Here is a 20,028-nt window from a genome sequence, read left to right on the forward strand (position 1 = left end):
GCGTGTAATGACCGAACCAGACGACCTGTTGCCTGAAGGGCTTGAAGACAAGCTGCCGCGCGAGGCGGAGGCGATCACGCGCGCCATGCGGTCATCGCTCGATGTGCTGTGGAGCCATGGCTATGATCGCGTACGCCCGCCGCTGATCGAATTCGAGAAGTCGCTTGCAGGCCGTATGGACGGTGTGCAGCCGCGCCGAATGTTTCGGTTCGTAGATCCGGTCAGTCTGCGTACGCTCGCTTTGCGCAGCGATATCACACCGCAGATCGGCCGAATCGCAGCGACCAGTATGGCAGGCACGCCGCGGCCTTTGCGGCTGGCCTATTGCGGTGAGACGGCGCAGATCAAAGCGGATCAGCTTGCACCCGCGCGTGAACGAACGCAGCTGGGGGCGGAGCTGATCGGTGCAGATTCCGTTGCTGCGGCAAGCGAAGTGGTTGCACTCGCAATTGAGGCATTATCTGCAGCAGGTCTGACGGGTATCTCGGTTGATTTTACGCTGCCAGACCTTGTCGACACTTTGTCTGAAAGCGCTTTGCCCTTGGCACCGGAATTGATCGGCAATGTTCGTCGAGAGCTGGATATGAAGGATGCAGGCGGACTGCGCGCGGCAGGTGGCGAAGCCTATCTACCGCTGCTCTATGCGACAGGCCCGTTCGAAGAAGCACTTGAGAAATTGTGTGCAATTGATGCCGGCGGGGCGCTCGCTTCCAGGATCGCGGGGCTGAAAGCAATTGTGAAGCGGATCGGAGACGCGGCGCGCGTTACATTGGATCCGACCGAACGCCATGGCTTCGAATACCAAAGCTGGTTTGGCTTCACGCTTTATGCCGAAGGTGTTCGCGGTGCAGTGGGGCGGGGTGGAACCTATTTGATTGGCGGCGCCAATGAGCCAGCAACCGGCTTCACGCTATATGTCGATCAGATGATCGAAGGCTCGCGGGGCAGCGAAACAGTCGATCTGGTGTACCTCGCAAATGGGCATGACAGAGAAAAAGCGGCGGAGCTTCGTGCCAAAGGCTATCGTACTCTTGCCCAGATCGAAGACGGCGAAGATCTCCTTGCGCTTGGCTGCACGCACAAGCTTTCCGGCAAGGATATGGTTGCGCTCTAGTTCCGCGAGCGCACGTGTTCGCTGATCCAGACGCCCGCTTGCATCACCTTTTCCATGCCCAGTTGAGCAGCAACACTGCGGCTGAGTGTTACCAGGTCGATTTCCGACAGGCTTTGGCGGTAGGCCTCCTGCGCGCGCCAGAATCCTGCTGCAATATTACATGGCGCTTGGCAGTCAGCCGGTTTGCTCGCTCAAGGCCCCTTCTGACGAATTTCCGTCCAGCGAAACATCGGCTTATCGCCATCCACCGCGAGCAATATGTCGAGCAAGGTGATTTCATCTGGAGCGCGGGCGAGGGTGTGAAAACCGCTTCTTCCACGCCCCCCTGTGATTATGCCTTCACGTGCAAGGGCTCGCATCTGTTTGGCCATATAGGGCTCCGGGAGGTCATGAAATTCAGCCATAGCTGAGAGTGCCAGCCCGCGATCTGGCCAAAGCGGTGCCATCACGGCACAGGCATGCGCAGCCCATTCTACACCCTTGTTGATCCACATAGCGAACAATCCCGTTGCTTGCCTCCAAAGTAGATGCAGATAGCGTTGGCTCGAGCGCTTGACTTTGCAGTGCTCGGCATTTTATCGGCCCGAGCGCAATCGGGGCGCATATCGCCCCACGTTTCCGTCCCTTGGTCGAGTCCTGTCGAAGGACCATGAGGATCCCCCTGGCAGGGGGTAAGGTGTAAGCATGGCTAATGTTACAGTGATCGGCGCTCAATGGGGCGATGAAGGCAAAGGCAAGATTGTTGACTGGCTTGCGAGCCGTGCCGATGCCGTTGTGCGCTTTCAAGGCGGGCACAATGCGGGTCACACATTGGTGGTGGATGGCACAACCTACAAGCTGAGCTTGTTGCCGAGCGGCATCGTGTCCGGCACCCTGAGCATGATCGGGAATGGCGTGGTGCTGGACCCATGGGCATTGCGGGATGAAGTGCAAAAGCTTGAAGGTCAGGGGGTCACGATCAGCGATGATAATCTGGCGATCGCAGACAATTGCCCGCTGATCCTGCCGATCCACCGCGATCTCGATGGCTTGAGGGAAACTGCGGCGGGTTCTGGCAAGATCGGCACCACAGGCCGCGGTATTGGCCCAGCGTATGAAGATAAGGTCGGGCGCCGCGCGATCCGCGTTTGCGACTTGGCGCATCTGGACAGTCTGGATACACAGCTCGATCGACTTTGTGCGCATCATGACGCACTACGCGCCGGTTTTGACCAGCCGCCGGTCGACCGTAAGCGTCTGCTGGATGATCTGAAAGAGATCGCGCCCTTCGTATTGCAGTTCGCTCAACCTGTTTGGAAGCGTTTGAAGAAAGTGCGCAAGGCTGGCGCGAAAATACTGTTCGAAGGTGCGCAGGGCGTGCTGCTTGATGTCGATCACGGCACCTATCCGTTTGTCACCAGCTCCAACACCGTAAGCGGAACAGCGGCATCGGGCTCAGGGCTTGGGCCGGGCGCCGCGGGCTTCGTACTCGGTATTGTGAAGGCCTATACTACCCGCGTGGGTAGCGGTCCGTTCCCGACCGAACTGGACGATGAAGTTGGACAATTGCTGGGCGAACGTGGTCACGAGTTCGGCACAGTAACTGGGCGGCAACGCCGGGTCGGCTGGTTCGATGCGGTGATCGTGCGCCAAAGCTGCGCGATCAGCGGTGTGACTGGAATTGCGCTGACCAAGATTGACGTGTTGGACGGTTTGGAAACTGTTAAGATTTGCACGGGATACCGCCTGCGCAACAATGTGATGGATTATCTGCCAAGCCATGCCGGCGATCAGGCAGCGGTTGAGCCGATCTACGAAGAGCTGGACGGCTGGAGTGAGAGCACAGCCGGCGCGCGCAGTTGGGCGGATCTGCCAGCCAATGCGATCAAGTATATTCAACGGATTCAGGAGCTAATCGAAACACCGGTCGCGCTGGTATCGACCAGCCCTGAACGTGATGACACCATTCTTGTGCGCGATCCATTTCTCGATTGATGGCTTCGCCGCAAGGCAAAACCTGACAGGCTACCTATTCAACCGGATTACGGCCCGCCGACTGGCCGCGTAGCTCACATTCATCGACGTAAGTATTTTGGGCAGGGGCTCCTCCCCCGGCTGGCATTTCTCACCAGTTTCTTGCGCTACTAGGCTTGGCCTTTGTACTCGTTCGGCAGGGCAATCTGGCGTTGCCTCAAGCAGCTTGAATGGGCGCGACAAGTCGAACTACGGTTTGACCTGGGTAGTCTGCCTTGGCGTGTTCTGATGGCACGCGCTGTGCGTCGGCTCTTGCTCGCGCCAGAACTGTGCCGGGGACGTCCCCTTCCATCAGAATGATGTCCGCTACACCCAACCAACGCATTTGCCTTATCGTCAGGTCCTCGGGATCTTCGCTGGTGAGCTGAATGATCTGGTTCTTCCCATCGTTGATGCTTTGCTCGTTTGCCAGCCAGTTCTCGACCTTGTCGGCGCTTGCGGCGTCAAATGGATCCAATTCGCCGCCTTCACGCAAAGCCGCATCGATTACGCGCCGTCGATCAGCACCATCGGGGTGTTTGGCTCGCAGTTTTTCCCGAGCGCTGAGTAGAGCACTCGCAAGCTTTCCCAGAGATTGCGGCAGGATAGCATCAAGGCGCAACCGTACATGCTTGGCAAGCCCTGCCGAGGCCCCGCCAGTACCAATGGCGATCAGCACCGGGTCTCTGTCCAAAATGCTCGGCGTAGTGAAGTCGCACAAATCCGGCATGTCGACCACGTTCACCAGCATGCCGGCACAGCGTAAATTGATGGCCGCTACTTTACATGCCTCCGCATCGTCATAGGCTACAAAGGCCACCTTCACACCCTCATCAATCGCGCGTTGGATATCGTCTTCGATTATACCGCCGGCGCGTTCAATTAAACGTATCTTGGGCTCAGCCGTATCCCCGCTACCCAGCACCAGTACCTTCTGCCCGTTGATGCGATGGAATAGCGGGAGCGAATTGATCATGAGTGTTTCATCTATTCTAGCCAGTCGGGAACGCGCTCGGCATTAATGAAGGAATCGGCGCCAACCCGGTCGGCCACGACTGCAAACTTGTCACCATCAACCAGAGTTTCGGCCACGAACCCGCGCGAGTTGTATGAACTTGCCATTGTCGCGCCATAGGCGCCAGCCGTGCGAAAAACCGCCAGATCGCCGCTCTTCACGAGATCGCATTGGCGGTCCCGCGCAAAGGTGTCACCAGTTTCGCAGATCGGGCCGACGATGTTGGCGATCATGCTTTCACCGGTGGGCGTAACCGCTTCAAAATGGTGGTACGCTCCGTATAGGGCGGGGCGGGCAAGGTCGTTCATTGCCGCATCGACAATCACGAAGGGGTTGTTGAGCCCGCGCTTTACGCGCACCACTTCGGTCAACAGAACCCCGGCGTTGCCAGCGATAACACGGCCGGGCTCAAAGATCAGTTTGACCCCCCAGTCTTTAGTGACGCAGGCGACCATGGCTCCATACTCGGCTGGGCTGGGCAGAACTTCGCCCTTGCGATAAGGCACGCCAAGGCCGCCGCCCAGATCGACATGGGTGATCGTGTGGCCCGCGCCGCGCAACCCGGCAATAAGTTCACCGAGCTTTGCGAACGCGCTTTCGAGCGGAGTGATGTCGGCCAGCTGACTGCCGATGTGTACAGCTACGCCGCGCAGGTTCACGCCTTTCTGGCTGGCAAGCTTTCCGAAGATTTGCCCTGCCTGATCAATCGGTACGCCAAACTTGTTGTCTCCCTTGCCCGTCGAAATCTTGTCATGCGTTCCGGCATCGACGTCCGGATTGATTCGCAGCGCGCAATCTGCGGTCAGGCCCATTCCTTCCGCGATTTCGGCCAGCTCCAGGCCTTCTTCTTCGCTCTCGATGTTGAATTGACCGATCCCGGCTTCAAGCGCCTCGATCATTTCGCGGCGGGTCTTTCCCACACCAGAGAAGACGATCATTTCCGGAGCGATACCTGCGGCTAGCGCGCGGCGCATTTCGCCAACGGAAACGACATCGGCACCATACCCCTGGTTTTGCAGCACTTTCAGTACAGCCAGATTGGGATTGGATTTGACCGCAAACGCAATCAGCTTGTCAGGCACTTCGTCCAGTGCTTCTCGAAAAACGCGTGCATGCCGTTCCAGCGTTGCGCGCGAATAGACATAGACCGGCGTCCCCACCTCTCTGGCTATCTGCGGCAAAGGCACGTTTTCGGCGTGAAGCACACCGTCTTTGAGTGCAAAATGGTCCATAGACTTGCTAAAATTTCCCTATTCTGGGGGAAGATCGAACGGGTCGTCTTCGCGTTCTTCCGAACGACGCCTTAACTCAACACTACGTTGTGGCGCTGCCAAAGTTTCCAGTTCCAATAGCTGTTCCGCTTCTGGTTTGGCTTCGCTCCCATAGGGCGCTGGCGGCAAGCTGGAGTTTGCGAGCGGTTGAATGTCGGCGCGTTGCCCGCAAGCGCCAAGCGCTATCGCGGCAAGCGTGAGTGTGACGATCGACCGTTTTGTCATTGCTTCAATCCCATCCGCTCTTTCGCTGCGGCAATCTGCGCCTTTACCTGATCAGGCGCGGTGCCGCCATATGAGTTGCGCGAGGCGACGGAGGCGTCGACTGAGAGCGCTTTGAACACTCCATCATCAATCCGGCTGTCGATTTCCTGAAGCACGCTGAGCGGCAGCTGGTCCAGGGCAACACCGTCTGCCTCTGCGCGTTTAACCGCAGCGCCTGTGATGTGGTGCGCTTCTCGAAACGGAATGTCGGCCTCGCGCACTAACCAGTCCGCGAGGTCGGTCGCAGTTGCGTATCCAAGCTCGGCTGCTTCACGCATCCGTGCGGTGTTGAAAGTGCTGTCGGCAATCATTCCGCTCATGGCCGCGATGCAAAGCTCCAACAGCCCCGCGGCTTCGAACACGGGCGGTTTGTCGTCTTGCATATCCTTTGAATAGGCGAGCGGCAGCCCTTTCATGGTGATCATGAGCGAGGTCACGCAGCCAATGATGCGACCCGTGTGCCCGCGCACTAGTTCGGCGGCATCGGGATTCTTCTTCTGTGGCATTATGGAGGAACCCGTCGATAGGCTGTCCGCTATGCGCACAAAACCGAAGGGTTGGCTGGCCCAGATAATGAATTCCTCTGCAAGCCGCGAAAGGTGCAATGCGCACTGGCTTGCAGCCATCAAGAAATCGAGGGCGAAATCGCGGTCTGAAACAGCATCAAGACTGTTGCGAGTGGGAGCAGCAAACCCAAGCGCCATGGCTGTTGCTTCGCGGTCTATCGGAAAACCGGTACCGGCGAGTGCTGCGCTGCCCAAAGGGCACATGCTGAGCCGGGTACGAGCGTCGTTAAAACGGTCGCGGTCGCGGTCGATCATCTCGAAATAGGCCATCAGGTGATGGCCCAATGTTACTGGCTGAGCAGTCTGCAAATGCGTGAAACCAGGCATGATGCTGTCAGCATGCGCTTCTGCCTGATTGAGCAGCGCCAGTTGCAGCTGGCCCAGCGTGGAATCCAATTCATCAATTGTGTCGCGCACCCAGAGTCGGAAATCGGTTGCAACCTGGTCATTTCGGCTGCGCGCTGTGTGCAGGCGGCCAGCGGCTGGCCCGATCAATTCGGTCAAACGTGCTTCGACTGTCATGTGAATATCCTCGAGGTCCCAATCCTCGGGCACGCCATTGCGCGCGTATCCTTCAGCAATCTGATCCAGTCCGCCCAGAATGGCATCGCAATCTGCCTTGCTGACGATGCCTTGCGCACCCAGCATACTTGCATGCGCCTTGGATGCGCGGATATCTTGGCGCCACAGGGCTTTGTCGAACGGGATCGAAGCATTGATTTCGCGCATGATCGCGCTAGGCCCTTCAGCGAACCTTCCGCCCCACATCTGATTGGAGCCTGCCTCTATGTCTTTTCGCCCGGTATCGTTGTCTTGGTCGCTCATCTGCGCCTCGGCCTTGTTTCTTTCCGGTTGCGATAGTGGCGCTGGCCATGGCGCGCAACCGCAAGAGGAATTGGGCGTAGACAAGCAGGAGTTGACCGGCGAGATCGATTACAGCTTTGCAGGCGAATTGATGCCAGCAGTCAGTGTGACCAATCCGGATGGAGCGCAGCTCAATCTGGGTGCTCTGCAAGGTCAGCCGGTTCTGATTAACCTATGGGCCACCTGGTGCGCGCCATGCGTTGTCGAAATGCCGATGCTGGATGAACTCGCTGCGCTGAAAGAGGACGAGCTGCGCGTGCTGACCGTAAGCCAGGATATGCGCGGCGCAGAAGCTGTCGTGCCGCTCTTCGAAGATCGCGATTTTACGCATCTCGAGCCTTGGCTTGATCCCGCGAATGATCTGGGTGTGAGCTTCGGAGGTAGCGGGGCGATGCCGCTCACCGTGCTGTATGATGCCGAGTCGAAGGAACTTTTTCGTGTCGCGGGCGGCTATCACTGGAACTCGGAAGAAGCGATCGCGGCCATTGAAGCGGTAATCGCAGACTAGTCCGGCAGTTCCAACCCCAATGGCTGTAGCGGAAACCCGAACAAGCTTGACATCAGGTGTGCCTGAATTCGCGCTTCCACGCGTCCAGTCCGGCATCTTTCCATGCAGCGTATTGGCCACCTCTTAGCGACAAGAAGGACGCTGCTTCTTCAGGCCCGCTTTTGCTGCGACGGCCGATTAGTAACACGCCTACGATCTGGTCAGCATGCCGATATCGCTGGTCGAGCAGGTTTCCAGCAAGCGGATCACTGACTTAAAGCGGAACCGTTGCCCACAAGGCACCATAAGGCAGAAAAGAAGGGGTCTATCCTGTGAGCGATGATCGCCATCCCATTGCATCGACCATAAGATCTTACGAATCGCTGCTTGAACCGCTTGCAAAGATAAGGCTTCGACGATGCCCCTTGAGCATCGATCCGGTAACCTGATCGCCTGGTTCGATGCGGATGCCCGCTGATGGAGCGGCCTAATGCAGGCAATCGAACAGACTGGTACGGTGGATACGAAACCCGACCACCTCTGTTTAACCGGATCTTGCGTAAGGCGCTTTAAGAGCGATGCGGCTGTCTTGCTGCATGCCTTTCAACCCATCAATTCGCCATAATTAATGCAATACATCCTCCGACCTCGAAATCAGCAAGCAGAGAAATTGCCGTGAATAGCCCCGTCTGTTTGATGACCAAGCCGGTCTCCTACAAGGCTTAAGAGCTTTTCGGATCGTTCGTAAACATCGGAAATATTCGAGGGGATCTTCAGCCCACTAGCGCACAGAATCAGTGATCCCGTGTGCATAGTGACTGAATGGTGGGCGATGACAGGCTCGAACTGCCGACCCTCTCGGTGTAAACGAGATGCTCTACCAACTGAGCTAATCGCCCATTCCGTCCTGCGGAGACGCGCTATCTAGCGCCGATTCATGGAAAATCAATCATAGAGTTTAAAGTGATGGGTGATCTGACGACATTCTGGTTCAGACAGCTATCAGGCCCATTGTGATCAAGTGGCCTTGGATACCGTGGATCGCTGCATCTTCCGCTTGGTTATCCGGTCGCCCAGAAACACCTTGCCCAGCCAGAATACCAAAAGAATCAGAACCAGTGTATACGGAAATTCAAGATAGATTGTCTCGTGCAGCGCTTCAGGGAAAACCTGCTGTTGCCCGCTGAATAGAGAACTGGTGGCGACACATCGGAAAGAACATGCGCCATAGGCGGCGCAGCAGGCGATGCTTGTCCTTGAGGTGACAGGAAATTGCCTGACGTGGTGCGGCGCGAGCTGGCCCGTTTTGCTAAAGATGGGCTGATTATTGTCCGAGCCAGCCGCACGGATGAGGGGTTGGTTGATCGCGAGCCGGAGGACGATGCCAATGGGTTCGTCGCTGTGCGTGCACTCAATCTGCAAAAGGCACGAATTCTGCTGCAGCTGCTGATCGCGAACGGGATCAGTGATCCCGGCGCGATCCAGTCAGCATTTGATAACCGCTGAAAATTCAGCCCCAGGGCGTGACGAGATATTTTTCGCCGGTCTTCATCTGGCGATAATCGCTGATCGCTTCCTTGGTCAGCATCTCTTCCAGATTGACCTTCGCCTTGTAGCTCGACGCAAAAGTGGTGGTGAGGTTTTGCTGTACGCGGGTGCGCATCTTCACGACAGTTTCCATCCCCGCATTGGCCAGGAATGGAGTCAGCAGCCAGCCTGACAGCGTCCAGCCAAAGCCATAGCTTGGCGTCAGGATCGTCGGGCCGAAGTCAAGGCGGCCGTAGATGAACATGCGCTTTGCCTGGTTAGAGCCATAGCGCGAATATTCGGTCATCTTGCTGACCGCGACCTGCTCCATCGCCTTGAACACATTGTCGACCGCTTGCCCACCGCCGATCGGGTCAAACCCATAGAAAGCATCGCTTTCGTCAATTGCTGTGCGCAGCTGTTCCATGAAATCATCGTCAGAGGAGTTGACGACATATTTCGCGCCAATACCTCTCAGCATCTCGACATGTTCGGCTTTGCGCACGATGTTGACCAGCTCGATACCGTCTTCCTGGCAAATCTTGATCAACATCTGTCCAAGGTTTGATGCCGCGGCTGTATGGACGATTGCCTTCTGCCCATCCATCTTTGCATTCTCGACAAATCCCAGCGCAGTCATCGGATTAACGAAGCTGGACGCACCCACTTCGCTGGAATGGTCACCCAGCGGCAGACACATCATCGCATCGGCGATAGCGTATTGCGAAAAGGCATTGCCGGGAACGCAGGCCACGCGCTGGCCCATCAGCGCTTTGGCCATGTCGCTGTCGCCGGTCGCAACCACGGTGCCTGCACCTTCATTGCCGGCTGGCAAACGTTGGCCGTAGCGGCTTTTCTGGCCTGAGAGGAAAGGTTCAGGCATTTGCGCGACAACTTTGCCCGGCGAATATTCGGCTTTGTCGAAATCGGCTGCACTGGTCAGGATCGCGAGGTCTGACGGATTGATTGGCGCAGCCTCCATCTTGACCAGCACTTGATTTCCCGTTGGTTCAGGAAAGCTCTCTTCGCTCACTTCCAGCGTCAGCTTGCCGTCGGCGGTAAGCGTGGTGAAAAGCTGTTGGCCAGTGGTGGTCATGATTATTCCTCTCAAGAATCGGCGTAAGTAGCTTCTACGAAGTAGAGACCATGTGGCGGGGCGTTAAGCCCTAATTCCTGCCGGTCGCGTGCGGCGAGTGCTTTTGCAACCTGATCTTCGCGCCAAACGCCTTGTCCGACAAGCTTCAAACAGCCGACCATGCTGCGCACCTGATGGTGCAGGAAACTGCGCGCAGCGGCGTGAATGCGGATTTCGTTTCCGTCTCGCTCAACATCCAAGCGATCGAGTGATTTGACCGGACTGTCTGACTGGCAATGCGCAGATCTGAAGGTGGTAAAGTCGTGCTTGCCAACCAGCGCCTGCGCAGCGCCGTGCATCGCCTTTTCATCAAGCTCCTGCGGGACTTGCCAGGCGCGCTTATGATCGATCGTCAGCGGTGCACGGCGGTTGATGATGCGATAGACATAGCTTCGCCCGATACACGAAAACCGGGCATGCCAATCGTCAGGCGCAATCTCGCAATGTGTCACGGCGATGGGGTTAGGGCGCAGATGGGCGTTCAATGCCTCCATCAGGCGGAATGGTGCCAGTTCTTTTCCGATGTCGATGTGGCTGCGCATGGCCAGAGCATGCACGCCGGTATCAGTTCTGCCAGCGCTGAACAGGCGAACATCTTCACCTGTCACGGCATTGGCCGCCTCCTCGACGGCTTGCTGCACGGTTGGACCATGCTTCTGACGCTGCAGGCCCTGAAACGGTGTGCCGTCAAATTCCAGTGTCAGCGCGAAACGAGTCACGACAGAATGGTGCCTTTCGCAATGGGATTGCCGCGCAGGAAGTCCTCACGATCCATCGCCGGTTTGCCCGCGCGTTGCAGGCGGAGCGGGCGGATCGCGCCGGACCCGCAAGCGATGGTGAAATCTTCATTGAGAACCTCACCGGGATTACCTGAACCTTCGGCCAATTCTGCCCGCAGCAATTTTACGCGCTCTCCGTCGCTTTCAGACCATGCGCCCGGGAAGGGGGCGAGGCCACGCGCCAGCCGTTCAATTTCCTCTGCCGGTTTTGACCAGTCGATCCGCGCTTCGGCTTTATCTATTTTGGGCGCATAGGTTGCCGCACCATCATCCTGCGGGATCGCGGCCAGATGCTCCAGATCGTTGAGCACGCCCACCATTGCATTGGCGCCCAGTTCGGCCAGTTCCTCTGTCAGTTCGCCCGTGGTCTTGGCATCTATCGGTGTTATCACCTTGGCGAGCATGGGCCCTGTATCCAGCCCGGCTTCCATTTGCATGATCGTGACACCCGTTTCCGCATCTCCGGCCAGAATTGCGCGGTGGATGGGGGCCGCTCCGCGCCAGCGCGGCAGGATTGAAGCGTGGATATTGAGACAGCCGTAGCTGGGCGCGTCGAGCACCGCTTGCGGCAGGATCAGGCCATAGGCAGATACCACCGCCACATCTGCTTGCAATGCCGCGAACTCCGCCTGCGCATCTTGGTTCTTGAGAGAGGTCGGATGCCGAACCTCGATCCCCAGTTCTTTCGCCTTGCGATGCACCGGGGATGGCTGAAGCTTTTTCCCTCTCCCTGCGGGGCTCGGCGGCTGGGTATAGACGCACACCAACTCGTGCCCTGCTTCGTGCAACGCAACCAGCGCCGGAACGGCGAAGTCAGGGGTTCCCATGAACGCGATTGTCATTTTGGGGCGCATAACAGTGCAGGCGGGCCTTTCTCGAATTCGCTCAAGCCCCTATCTGTCACGACATGGCATCGCAAGAGATCGAAGCATTGGCAGGTGCATTGTCGCGTCTGCCCGGATTGGGCCCGCGCAGCGCGCGGCGCGCGGTTTTGTGGTTGGTCAAGAACCGTGAGCAGGCGCTGCCAACGCTGCTAGAGGCATTGGGCGCGGTTCGCGATACGCTGGTTGAATGCGAAATTTGCGGCAATGTCGATACGAAGAACCCTTGCGGGATTTGTGCCGACCACCGCCGCGATCTAAAATCGCTCTGCGTGGTCGAAGATGTGGCAGACCTTTGGGCGCTTGACCGCGCGCGACTGTTCACCGGCAGGTATCACGTGCTGGGCGGAAAGCTGTCCGCGCTCGACGGCATCGGGCCGGAGGATCTGAATATCGCTTCGCTTTTGTCTCGCATTGAAGAAGGCGGGATCGACGAGGTGGTTCTGGCAATGAACGCGACGCTGGAGGGGCAAACCACGGCGCATTACCTCGCTGAGCGGCTAGAGGCGTTTCCGCTGCGCATCACGCAGCTGGCGCATGGCCTGCCTGTGGGCGGCGAGCTCGATTATCTGGATGAAGGCACGCTGGCGCAGGCGCTTAGGGCGCGGAGGCCTGTTGACTAAAGTCACGGCAGTCAACGGGCGACCGCCCGTCGGCCTGTAGGCCGCCCCCGCGGAGGTGTTCGCGTAAGCGAACTGCCGCGCGGGATAACAGTTTCGTTGAAATATAGCTCTCAACCGCCTATTTCCGCTTTATGGCTATACGTGAAATTCTGGAAGTGCCGGACCCCCGGCTCAAGGTCGTTTCTGAACCCGTTGCGGAAGACGAGTTCAATGACGAGCTGAAACAGCTGGTCGAGGACATGTTCGAAACGATGTATGACGCGCCCGGAATTGGCCTCGCCGCCATTCAGGTTGGCGTGCCCAAACGCGTGCTGGTGATCGATCTGCAACCGGAAGACCCGGATGCGGATCCGATCGAATGCGAGCATGACGGGCACAAGCACACCCATCCGGCTACAAAGAAAGAGCCGCGCACGTTCATCAATCCGGTTATCGTTGATCCCGCGGAAGAGCAGTCGACCTATCAGGAAGGCTGCCTGTCCGTGCCGGAAATTTACGCCGATGTAGATCGTCCGGCGACCTGTACGGTCCGATATCAGGATCTGGACGGCAACCACCATGAAGAGAGTATGGAAGGCCTGCTCGCGACCTGCATCCAGCACGAGATGGACCACCTGGAGGGCATTCTCTTCATCGACCACCTGTCGCGCCTGAAACGTCAGATGGCGCTCAAGAAGCTGAAGAAGCTAAGGCAGGCGGCGTAAGCTGCGGGTAAACCTTACTCAGCACTGGCGTTCCGGTTCCGTTCCGCCTAAGTTGACGGGATGGACCCTACACTTCTTACTATCATCGCGCTTGTTCTTGGTCTCGCAATTGGTGCGGGGTCAGGGTGGTTTATCGGCTCTCGCCAAGCGGCGGATACAAGGGCCAAATTGGCCGAAGTGGAGGCTGTTGCTGCAGAACGCGAAGCCGAATTCAAAACCGCGATCAAGGAACTGGGTGAGGCGCAGATTGAGCTTGCCACGCTGAAAGCGAACGCTGCCAATTTCGACAAGCAGATGGCGCAGATGAAAGAAGCGCGTGAGGAGATGCTCACACAGTTCAAGGCGCTCGGCAGCGAAGTGCTGTCGCGCAGTCAGGAAGAATTCCTCAAGCGTGCTGATGAGCGCTTCAAGCAGTCCGAAGAAGCGGGTGAAGCCAAGATCAAGACCTTGCTGCAACCCGTGGGTGAGCGGCTGGCCAAGTATGAGCTACAAGTTGAAACGCTGGAGAAACAGCGGGTCGATGCCTTTGGTCAGCTGACCGGCCTGATCCAGTCAATGCGTGAAGGGCAGGAAGAGGTGCGCCGCGAGGCGCAGCGGCTGGGCAATTCGCTCACCAATGCGCCCAAGGCACGTGGGCGCTGGGGCGAGAGGGCGCTGCAAAACCTGCTCGAACAATGCGGCCTTGCTGAACACACCGATTTTCTGATGGAGCAGTCGGTCGACACTGAAGACGGGCGCCTGCGCCCTGATGCCATTATCAACGTACCGGGCCAGAAAAAGCTCGTAATCGATTCCAAAGTTTCGCTCAACGCCTATCAGGCCGCGTTCGAGGCTGATGATGACGATGCGCGCAAGACGCATTTGGAAATGCATGCGAAGTCCATGCGCAACCACGTCCAGACGCTTGGCGCAAAAAGCTATCAAAGCCAGTTTGAAGAAGCACCCGACTACGTCATCATGTTTATTCCGGGCGAACATTTTGTGACAGCTGCCCTGGATGCGGATCCAACATTGTGGGACTTTGCCTTCGAACGGCGTGTCTTGCTGGCTACCCCGACCAACTTGGTCGCCATCGCGCGGACGGTCGCGCAAGTCTGGCGGCAGGATGGCCTTGCTAAAGAGGCGCAGGAAATCGGACGCATGGGGGCAGAGTTGTACGAGCGACTTTCAACCGCTGCACAGCATCTGAAACGGGTGGGGGGTGGCCTCGAAAGCGCGGTCAAGAATTACAACAGCTTCGTTGGCAGCTTTGAACGCAATGTGCTGTCATCCGGCAAGAGGTTGGCGGAAAAAGGCATCGAGATCGGCAAGCGCGAAATCGAGGAGGTCCCGCTCGTTGAAGGCGCGCCGCGATATACGTCGGACGACTTGCTCATCGATGGCGGCAAGGACGGGGCTGAATAGCGGTTAACTGTCCAGCCCGGCCAGCACTTCGTAAGCCAACACCGCCCCAGCTACCGCCGCGTTGAGGCTGTCCGCGCGGCCTTTCATCGGCATCGTGACGCGCAAATCGCATGCGGTTTCGTATTCCTCGGGCAGGCCTTGCGACTCATTGCCGACCAGAATGAAGCAGGGGCTTTCATAAGGTGCGCCACGATAAGGCACTGCGTCGCGCAAGCTTGCGGCAACCAATTGGCCCGAACCACTGCGTAGCCAGGGCAGGAATTCTTCCCAGCTTGCACGCGCCACGGCCTGCGTGAAAATCGCGCCCATGCTGGCGCGTGCGGCTTCGACGCTGAAAGGGTCAGCGCAATCGTCAATCAGGATCAGCCCGCCTGCGCCCACAGCATCTCCTGTGCGCAGCATGGTGCCCAGATTGCCCGGATCGCGCAGCGCTTGTGCCACCAGCCAGATGTTTGCGGTTTCGCGTTTGATAACGTCCAGTGAACTATCAAATTCAGCAAACACGCCTGCTACCGCTTGCGGGTTCGATTTACCGGTGATCTTGCTGAGGATATCGGGCGAAGTCTCGATGACCTCGCCACCCGCGGCTAGGACGTCTGCTTCAAGCGCGCTGAGCAGAGGATGCGGATCGCGCCCGCTGGCCATCACCAGCACTTCCGGAACATGCCCGCATTCCCGCGCATCGGTAAGCAGGCGCAATCCTTCGGCCAGAAATTGGCCAGCTGCCTTCCGGTGCTTCTTTTCGCGCAGACTGCGCAGATATTTGACCGTCGGGTTGGAAAAGCCGGTGATCTCTCGGCGATCAGACACAAAGGTTACTCTTCGCCAAAGCCGTCTTCGATCAGAGCGGCCAGTTCGCCGCCCACACTTTCGGCATTCACTCCGCCAACGATCAGCTCAACATCGTCGCCTTTGGCGGCGCCAAGCATCATCAGGCCCAGGATCGAACCGCCAGCCGCTTCATTGCCGTCCTTCGCAACACGTACATGCGTGCCTTCGGGCAGGACAGAAACTGCACCTACGAATTTTGCGCTGGCGCGTGCATGCAGCCCGCGCTTGTTGACGATAGTAATTGTCTTGCGAAACTCGCTCACGCGCGAGCCTCTTCCGGCGCAGCCTCGTCGCCGAGAAACTCGCTGGCAACAGTGATGTAGTTGCGGCCAGCCTTCTTCGCTGCGGCAACGGCATCGATCACACTCATCTTCTTGCGCGCTCCAGCCAGACGAATCAGCATCGGTAGGTTGATGCCGGCAATCACTTCAACATGGCCGCGATCAAGCAGCGAAATCGCCAGATTAGATGGCGTGCCGCCGAACAGATCGGTCAACACTATTACACCCTCGCCATATTGGACCGACGAGATTGCGTCGGCAATTTCCTGGCGCCGGTTTTCCATATCGTCATTGGGGCCGATGCACACGGTGGCCACGTCTTGCTGCGGGCCGACAACATGCTCCATCGCGTCCACAAAGTGGTCGGCCAGATCGCCATGCGTGACGAGGATCAATCCGATCATGAGAGTGTGCGAAGTCCGTTCATTCCTGCGGCGCGACGCCGTATGGTGTTTCTATTGGTGCTCAACGCCTTGCCCCTTCGATCTCGTCGCTGGTGCGTGAACCCAGATTGCGGTGGCGGACAGTGGGCGAAAATCCTGCCTCGCGCAAGCCTTCTGCGATGTGTTCGGCGGTGAAGACAGAACGATGGCGTCCGCCGGTGCAGCCAAAGGCAATGTGAACATACGATTTGCCCTGCGCCTGATATCTTGGCAGCAAATCCGTGATCAGCGGGAGAATTTGAGAGGTGGCGGATTTGAAGCCCGGATCATTCCTGATGTGATCACCCACGGCTTTGTCGAGCCCGGTCAGTTCACGTAATCCGTCTACCCAATGCGGGTTATCAAGGAATCGCATGTCAAACACGAGATCGGCGAGCGGAGGGTAGCCTTTGGCAAACCCAAAGCTTGAGACCGTTACCGTCATCGGAGTGCTGGGGGACTGTGAATAGAGTTCGCGCAGTTTCTGCTGCAACTCGTTCGGATTGAAACTGGTGGTGTCGATAACGACTTCGGCCCAGTTCCTGAGCGGTGCCAACAGATCGCGTTCCGCGCGTATTCCCTCTGTTAGTGGACGCCCGCTTGCGAGTGCATGGCGGCGGCGCGTTTCATTGTAGCGTCGCTCCAATTCTTCGGTCGAGCAGTCAATGAACATAGTCGAGATTGAGGCGTTCTGATGAGATAACCTATCGACTAATCCGATTATCTCGTCCGGTACAAACCCGCGTGTGCGTGAATCAAATCCGATAGCAATGGGCGTGCCTGACAAGCCAGGAGCAGCTGCCATTGTCTTGAGAAATCGCACCGGGAGATTGTCGATTGCTTCCCAACCCAAATCCTCCAGCACATCGAGTGCAGTGGACTTTCCGGCACCCAACATGCCTGTGACCAGCAGGATGTGCTGTGGCGCCGAGTCGAGGTGATCGGTGGAGCTCATGGTGATCGACGCTAGAAGCTAAGCCCATGTTTGCGCAATGCCCATTCGGCGCGGGTCGCTTGAATTGCATCGCCTCTACGGAAGGGCAGAACCGGGACAATGCAGTCGAATATTTCGCGCTGCTCAAGGATTTCGGGAAGTCTTGAACCTTCGGCCTCGAGCAAAAGAATCAAGGCAAGCGGCGCGGATGTGGTTTCCAGGTTCACAATACCGACGCCGCGGATCTCCATTTTTCCCTCAATGTTTGGCGGAGGTCTGGCTATCACTTGGTCGCTGCCGTTTGCGAGACACACGCCGTCATCTCCGATCAGCACTGCACCGCGATCGACCAATGCGAGCGCCAGGCTGCTCTTGCCACTTCCCGGAGGGCCTTCAATCAGGACGGCACGACCGTCGATCGCAACCGCGCTAACGCCTATCAGAGTTTTGCCATCGCTCATCGCGCCGCTGGCATCTCGAAACGCATGAAGGCGCCGTCTGCGCCGTCGGGCCGGCTTTCTGCGATTAACCGCCCGTCATGAGCTTCTGCAATGGCGCGTGCGATAGCAAGGCCGAGGCCAGAGTGGTTGCCAAAGCTTTCCGCCTCGGGCCGAACCGAGTGAAATCGTTCGAACACTTTCTCTCTCTCATCTTCCGGAATGCCTGGCCCAGCATCACAGACCGTAATTGCCACACAGTCTCCATCATTGCTGATATCGACAAGGATGGGCGCGTCGACTGGCGAGAATGATACGGCATTGTCGAGCAGGTTTTCGATCACGCGTTCCAGGCGCGGTGCAACTCCGGTTACGATTGCCGCATGACCGCGGCTAGTGATCTCGATCTGGTGGTCCGCGTTCTCGGCGCGGGTTTCGCGTGAGCCGACGATTGCCTTTATCAATTGCGTCATATCGATGCGTTCACGCTTCGCCCGCGACATTTCTGCATCGATCCGGCTGGCGTCAGAAATCTCGGAAACCAGGCGATCAATCCGTCGCACGTCATGGGTGGCGACAGCGAGCAATTGGTTGCGCAGTTCCGGGTCTTCCACGCGAGGAAGAGATTCCATTGCGCTGCGCAGGCTCGCCAGTGGGTTCTTGATCTCGTGCGCGACGTCGGCGGCAAAACTGTCGACGGCATCGATGCGATGCCTCAATGCGCTCGTCATATCAGAGACGGAGCGTGCGAGTGTGCCGATCTCATCGCGGCGATTCGGTAGACGTGGCACCTCTACTTCGCGGTCGCGGCCTTGGCGTACCTTTGCCGCCGCTGATGATAGCAACCTTATCGGCGCGACGATAGTCCGCGCAAGAAAGAGCGAAAGCAGGATCGAAGCTACCAGAACGAGCAGCACAGCCAGGCCAAGCGTTGAACGGGCCGCGCGAACAGACTCAGTGATGTCTACCGCATTGCGGGTGGTCAACAGCGTGGCGCCATTCAAGCCCACCGGCGCTGCAGCAGTGATAACTGGTGTTCCGTCGAGCCAGTCATACAACGTGATCTGGCTCACCCCTTCGTCGCGTGCGCGAACAACCTCTGGCCAAGCATCCGCACGCTGCGATTCGGGTTCGATATAGTCAGTCACCGGTTCAGCGCTGACAATCGTATCTAGGGCTCGATCAAGCCAGCGGGCGAAGCGCTCACCGGGCGGTTCATCGCCGGGCTGATCGAGTTGGAAAGAGGGTTCATCGAGCGCGAAACTATCCGCCCACAGCAAGCCTTCCGCATCGAACATGCGGAGCCGCATGCGCTGTTCTTTACCGATCTGCACGAGCAAGGCTTCCTGACGTGTCCGCGAAGCACCAGCGAGCGCTTCAGCGGTGATCTGCGCTTCGATCCGCGCCAGCTTGTAGCGCTCGTTGAGGAGCTGGGTACGGTAGGTGTCGAGGTAAAAGATGCCGCCGCCCAAAAAGAGCAGAGGAAGAATGTTCACAGCCAGGATCCGCGAAGTCAGCGACAGGCGGGAACTCCAGCCCAGCCGGTCAATTGCCGGGGCCAAGGCTGATGGACGCGCGGGATCAGCCATCTGTGAAACTATACCCTGCACCGTAAAGCGTTTCGATTGCGCTGAAATCGTCGTCGACCTGGCGGAACTTGCGGCGCATCCGCTTGATATGGCTGTCGATTGTTCGGTCATCGACGAAGACATCATCCGGGTATGCCGCATCCATGAGTTGGTTTCGGCTCTTGATGACCCCGGGACGGCCCGCAAGCGCTTCAAGGATCAGAAACTCCGTGACAGTCAGCGAAACGGGCTGCTCGTTCCATATTACATGATGCCGTGACGGGTCCATATAGAGACGTCCGCGTGCAATGACTGTTTGCCGCTGATCGGAATTGCCTGGGTCGCTTTGTTCGCCCGCATTGATATGATCAGCGCGTCGCAAAATTGCGCGGATGCGAGCCAGCAAAAGACGCAAGCTGAATGGCTTGGCGATGTAGTCATCGGCGCCCAACTCTAGCCCGATCTCCTCGTCGCGCTCGTCATCCTTGCTGGTCAGGAATATGACAGGCAGGGCAGACTCGCGCCGAACGCGGCGCAGCAACTCTAGCCCGTCCATCTTTGGCATCTTGATATCGAACACGGCCAGATCTGGCGGATTGTCCAGCAAGGCCTTCAAGGCCGTTTCGCCATCCGAATAAACGCGAGTGGTGAACCCTTCCGCTTGAAGCGCAATCGAAACCGACGTCAGGATGTTGCGGTCGTCGTCGACCAGCGCGATCACAGATTTCTCGCTTGTTTGGCCAGATTCGGCCGCAGAATTGTCCATTTCTGGCCCTTTCATCGCGCTATCCATACGCAATTAGCGTGTCCGGCGAAATGAAACAACGAATGGTCGCAAGAATCGGACAGATTGTGGCTATATGGCGCTCGTGGTTTGACCTCATCTAAGCTCCAGACTAGAGAACAACTCAATTCCGCGCATTCGTATG

The 20,028-nt window shown here is 57.8% G+C and carries 22 protein-coding genes and 1 tRNA gene; 7 read left to right on the plus strand and 16 right to left on the minus strand.

All coding sequences use genetic code 11. The annotated features are described in order from the left end of the window. The first annotated feature begins 7 nt into the window (after positions 1-7). A complete protein-coding gene (locus QQX03_RS05865) occupies positions 8-1,114 on the plus strand; it encodes an ATP phosphoribosyltransferase regulatory subunit (protein ID WP_285974840.1) in 1,107 nt (368 codons plus the stop codon). 191 nt (positions 1,115-1,305) lie between these two features. Here the strand turns inward: QQX03_RS05865 and QQX03_RS05870 are convergent, their stop codons facing one another. Next, positions 1,306-1,608, minus strand: coding sequence for an RrF2 family transcriptional regulator (locus tag QQX03_RS05870; RefSeq protein WP_285974841.1), 303 nt, complete (start codon positions 1,606-1,608; stop codon positions 1,306-1,308). A 190-nt stretch (positions 1,609-1,798) separates the two neighbouring features. Between QQX03_RS05870 and QQX03_RS05875 the strand changes: the two genes are divergently transcribed. Then, positions 1,799-3,088 carry an adenylosuccinate synthase gene (locus QQX03_RS05875; RefSeq protein WP_285974842.1) on the plus strand — a complete coding sequence of 430 codons (1,290 nt, stop codon included), beginning with the start codon at positions 1,799-1,801 and terminating at the stop codon, positions 3,086-3,088. A 196-nt stretch (positions 3,089-3,284) separates the two neighbouring features. Here QQX03_RS05875 and QQX03_RS05880 read toward each other — a convergent pair whose 3' ends face one another. From QQX03_RS05880 to argH, 4 genes are read right to left on the minus strand one after another with little or no spacing between them, the layout of a single operon-like run. Then, a complete protein-coding gene (locus QQX03_RS05880) occupies positions 3,285-4,082 on the minus strand; it encodes a siroheme synthase (protein WP_285974843.1) in 798 nt (265 codons plus the stop codon). An 11-nt stretch (positions 4,083-4,093) separates the two neighbouring features. Beyond that, positions 4,094-5,353 (minus strand): diaminopimelate decarboxylase, encoded by a 1,260-nt coding sequence (gene lysA / locus QQX03_RS05885; protein WP_285974844.1) that lies wholly within the window; start codon positions 5,351-5,353, stop codon positions 4,094-4,096. A gap of 18 nt (positions 5,354-5,371) precedes the next feature. After that, positions 5,372-5,617, minus strand: coding sequence for a hypothetical protein (locus QQX03_RS05890; protein ID WP_285974845.1), 246 nt, complete (start codon positions 5,615-5,617; stop codon positions 5,372-5,374). Further along, positions 5,614-6,990: an argininosuccinate lyase gene (gene argH, locus QQX03_RS05895; RefSeq protein ID WP_285976967.1), complete on the minus strand. Its 1,377-nt coding sequence runs from the start codon at positions 6,988-6,990 to the stop codon at positions 5,614-5,616. The genes QQX03_RS05890 and argH overlap by 4 nt, the downstream gene beginning before the upstream one ends. Before the next feature lie 40 nt (positions 6,991-7,030). Here argH and QQX03_RS05900 point away from each other — a divergent pair, with 40 nt between their 5' ends. Further along, positions 7,031-7,594 carry a TlpA disulfide reductase family protein gene (locus tag QQX03_RS05900; RefSeq protein ID WP_285974846.1) on the plus strand — a complete coding sequence of 188 codons (564 nt, stop codon included), beginning with the start codon at positions 7,031-7,033 and terminating at the stop codon, positions 7,592-7,594. 802 nt (positions 7,595-8,396) lie between these two features. On the opposite strand, the gene QQX03_RS05905 is transcribed toward QQX03_RS05900, so the two are convergent. Beyond that, positions 8,397-8,472, minus strand: a tRNA-Val gene (locus QQX03_RS05905). 382 nt (positions 8,473-8,854) lie between these two features. Between QQX03_RS05905 and QQX03_RS05910 the strand changes: the two genes are divergently transcribed. After that, positions 8,855-9,079: a hypothetical protein gene (locus QQX03_RS05910; RefSeq protein ID WP_285976968.1), complete on the plus strand. Its 225-nt coding sequence runs from the start codon at positions 8,855-8,857 to the stop codon at positions 9,077-9,079. 4 nt (positions 9,080-9,083) lie between these two features. Here the strand turns inward: QQX03_RS05910 and QQX03_RS05915 are convergent, their stop codons facing one another. The 3 genes from QQX03_RS05915 to fmt are packed head-to-tail and all read right to left on the minus strand — an operon-like array spanning position 9,084 to position 11,856. Then, positions 9,084-10,196, minus strand: coding sequence for a zinc-binding dehydrogenase (locus QQX03_RS05915; RefSeq protein ID WP_285974847.1), 1,113 nt, complete (start codon positions 10,194-10,196; stop codon positions 9,084-9,086). An 11-nt stretch (positions 10,197-10,207) separates the two neighbouring features. Beyond that, positions 10,208-10,954, minus strand: coding sequence for a tRNA pseudouridine(38-40) synthase TruA (gene truA, locus QQX03_RS05920; protein ID WP_285974848.1), 747 nt, complete (start codon positions 10,952-10,954; stop codon positions 10,208-10,210). Beyond that, a complete protein-coding gene (gene fmt, locus QQX03_RS05925; protein WP_285974849.1) occupies positions 10,951-11,856 on the minus strand; it encodes a methionyl-tRNA formyltransferase in 906 nt (301 codons plus the stop codon). Before fmt ends, truA begins: the two co-directional genes overlap by 4 nt. 65 nt (positions 11,857-11,921) lie before the next feature. On the opposite strand from fmt, the gene recR reads away from it, so the two are divergent. The 3 genes from recR to QQX03_RS05940 all read left to right on the plus strand — a co-directional run bounded on the left by recR (position 11,922) and on the right by QQX03_RS05940 (position 14,626). Beyond that, positions 11,922-12,518: a recombination mediator RecR gene (gene recR, locus QQX03_RS05930; RefSeq protein ID WP_285974850.1), complete on the plus strand. Its 597-nt coding sequence runs from the start codon at positions 11,922-11,924 to the stop codon at positions 12,516-12,518. A gap of 131 nt (positions 12,519-12,649) precedes the next feature. After that, positions 12,650-13,222 (plus strand): peptide deformylase, encoded by a 573-nt coding sequence (gene def, locus QQX03_RS05935; RefSeq protein ID WP_285974851.1) that lies wholly within the window; start codon positions 12,650-12,652, stop codon positions 13,220-13,222. A gap of 60 nt (positions 13,223-13,282) precedes the next feature. Continuing rightward, on the plus strand, positions 13,283-14,626 hold the full coding sequence (locus tag QQX03_RS05940) for a DNA recombination protein RmuC (RefSeq protein WP_285974852.1): 1,344 nt from the start codon (positions 13,283-13,285) through the stop codon (positions 14,624-14,626). A gap of 3 nt (positions 14,627-14,629) precedes the next feature. On the opposite strand, the gene QQX03_RS05945 is transcribed toward QQX03_RS05940, so the two are convergent. The 7 genes from QQX03_RS05945 to QQX03_RS05975 all read right to left on the minus strand — a co-directional run bounded on the left by QQX03_RS05945 (position 14,630) and on the right by QQX03_RS05975 (position 19,880). Continuing rightward, positions 14,630-15,436, minus strand: coding sequence for a TrmH family RNA methyltransferase (locus QQX03_RS05945; protein WP_285974853.1), 807 nt, complete (start codon positions 15,434-15,436; stop codon positions 14,630-14,632). Between the two features lie 5 nt (positions 15,437-15,441). Continuing rightward, entirely contained in the window at positions 15,442-15,720 is a 279-nt protein-coding gene (locus QQX03_RS05950) for an HPr family phosphocarrier protein (RefSeq protein WP_285974854.1), read from the minus strand. Beyond that, positions 15,717-16,142 carry a PTS sugar transporter subunit IIA gene (locus QQX03_RS05955; RefSeq protein WP_285974855.1) on the minus strand — a complete coding sequence of 142 codons (426 nt, stop codon included), beginning with the start codon at positions 16,140-16,142 and terminating at the stop codon, positions 15,717-15,719. The genes QQX03_RS05950 and QQX03_RS05955 overlap by 4 nt, the downstream gene beginning before the upstream one ends. Positions 16,143-16,203: 61 nt before the next feature. Then, positions 16,204-17,115 carry an RNase adapter RapZ gene (gene rapZ / locus QQX03_RS05960; protein WP_285974856.1) on the minus strand — a complete coding sequence of 304 codons (912 nt, stop codon included), beginning with the start codon at positions 17,113-17,115 and terminating at the stop codon, positions 16,204-16,206. An 11-nt stretch (positions 17,116-17,126) separates the two neighbouring features. Next, a complete protein-coding gene (locus QQX03_RS05965) occupies positions 17,127-17,555 on the minus strand; it encodes an HPr kinase/phosphorylase (protein ID WP_285974857.1) in 429 nt (142 codons plus the stop codon). Then, complete coding sequence (locus tag QQX03_RS05970) at positions 17,552-19,120, minus strand: ATP-binding protein (RefSeq protein ID WP_285974858.1); 1,569 nt, start codon at positions 19,118-19,120, stop codon at positions 17,552-17,554. Before QQX03_RS05970 ends, QQX03_RS05965 begins: the two co-directional genes overlap by 4 nt. Then, a complete protein-coding gene (locus tag QQX03_RS05975; protein ID WP_432762807.1) occupies positions 19,113-19,880 on the minus strand; it encodes a response regulator transcription factor in 768 nt (255 codons plus the stop codon). Before QQX03_RS05975 ends, QQX03_RS05970 begins: the two co-directional genes overlap by 8 nt. Between the last annotated feature and the right edge of the window lie 148 nt (positions 19,881-20,028).

Origin of the sequence: Altererythrobacter rubellus (assembly GCF_030284385.1) — a bacterium.
GTDB classification, from domain to species: domain Bacteria; phylum Pseudomonadota; class Alphaproteobacteria; order Sphingomonadales; family Sphingomonadaceae; genus Erythrobacter; species Erythrobacter rubellus.

Excerpts from the sequence above, each read along its gene's own strand:
- QQX03_RS05865 (WP_285974840.1), top strand. The coding sequence starts at position 8 with ATGACCGAACCAGACGACCTGTTGCCTGAAGGGCTTGAAGACAAGCTG.
- QQX03_RS05870 (WP_285974841.1), bottom strand. The coding sequence starts at position 1,608 with ATGTGGATCAACAAGGGTGTAGAATGGGCTGCGCATGCCTGTGCCGTG.
- QQX03_RS05875 (WP_285974842.1), top strand. The coding sequence starts at position 1,799 with ATGGCTAATGTTACAGTGATCGGCGCTCAATGGGGCGATGAAGGCAAA.
- QQX03_RS05880 (WP_285974843.1), bottom strand. The coding sequence starts at position 4,082 with ATGATCAATTCGCTCCCGCTATTCCATCGCATCAACGGGCAGAAGGTA.
- lysA (WP_285974844.1), bottom strand. The coding sequence starts at position 5,353 with ATGGACCATTTTGCACTCAAAGACGGTGTGCTTCACGCCGAAAACGTG.
- QQX03_RS05890 (WP_285974845.1), bottom strand. The coding sequence starts at position 5,617 with ATGACAAAACGGTCGATCGTCACACTCACGCTTGCCGCGATAGCGCTT.
- argH (WP_285976967.1), bottom strand. The coding sequence starts at position 6,990 with ATGTGGGGCGGAAGGTTCGCTGAAGGGCCTAGCGCGATCATGCGCGAA.
- QQX03_RS05915 (WP_285974847.1), bottom strand. The coding sequence starts at position 10,196 with ATGACCACCACTGGCCAACAGCTTTTCACCACGCTTACCGCCGACGGC.
- fmt (WP_285974849.1), bottom strand. The coding sequence starts at position 11,856 with ATGACAATCGCGTTCATGGGAACCCCTGACTTCGCCGTTCCGGCGCTG.
- recR (WP_285974850.1), top strand. The coding sequence starts at position 11,922 with ATGGCATCGCAAGAGATCGAAGCATTGGCAGGTGCATTGTCGCGTCTG.
- def (WP_285974851.1), top strand. The coding sequence starts at position 12,650 with ATGGCTATACGTGAAATTCTGGAAGTGCCGGACCCCCGGCTCAAGGTC.
- QQX03_RS05940 (WP_285974852.1), top strand. The coding sequence starts at position 13,283 with ATGGACCCTACACTTCTTACTATCATCGCGCTTGTTCTTGGTCTCGCA.
- QQX03_RS05955 (WP_285974855.1), bottom strand. The coding sequence starts at position 16,142 with ATGATCGGATTGATCCTCGTCACGCATGGCGATCTGGCCGACCACTTT.
- rapZ (WP_285974856.1), bottom strand. The coding sequence starts at position 17,115 with ATGAGCTCCACCGATCACCTCGACTCGGCGCCACAGCACATCCTGCTG.
- QQX03_RS05965 (WP_285974857.1), bottom strand. The coding sequence starts at position 17,555 with ATGAGCGATGGCAAAACTCTGATAGGCGTTAGCGCGGTTGCGATCGAC.
- QQX03_RS05970 (WP_285974858.1), bottom strand. The coding sequence starts at position 19,120 with ATGGCTGATCCCGCGCGTCCATCAGCCTTGGCCCCGGCAATTGACCGG.
- QQX03_RS05975 (WP_432762807.1), bottom strand. The coding sequence starts at position 19,880 with ATGAAAGGGCCAGAAATGGACAATTCTGCGGCCGAATCTGGCCAAACA.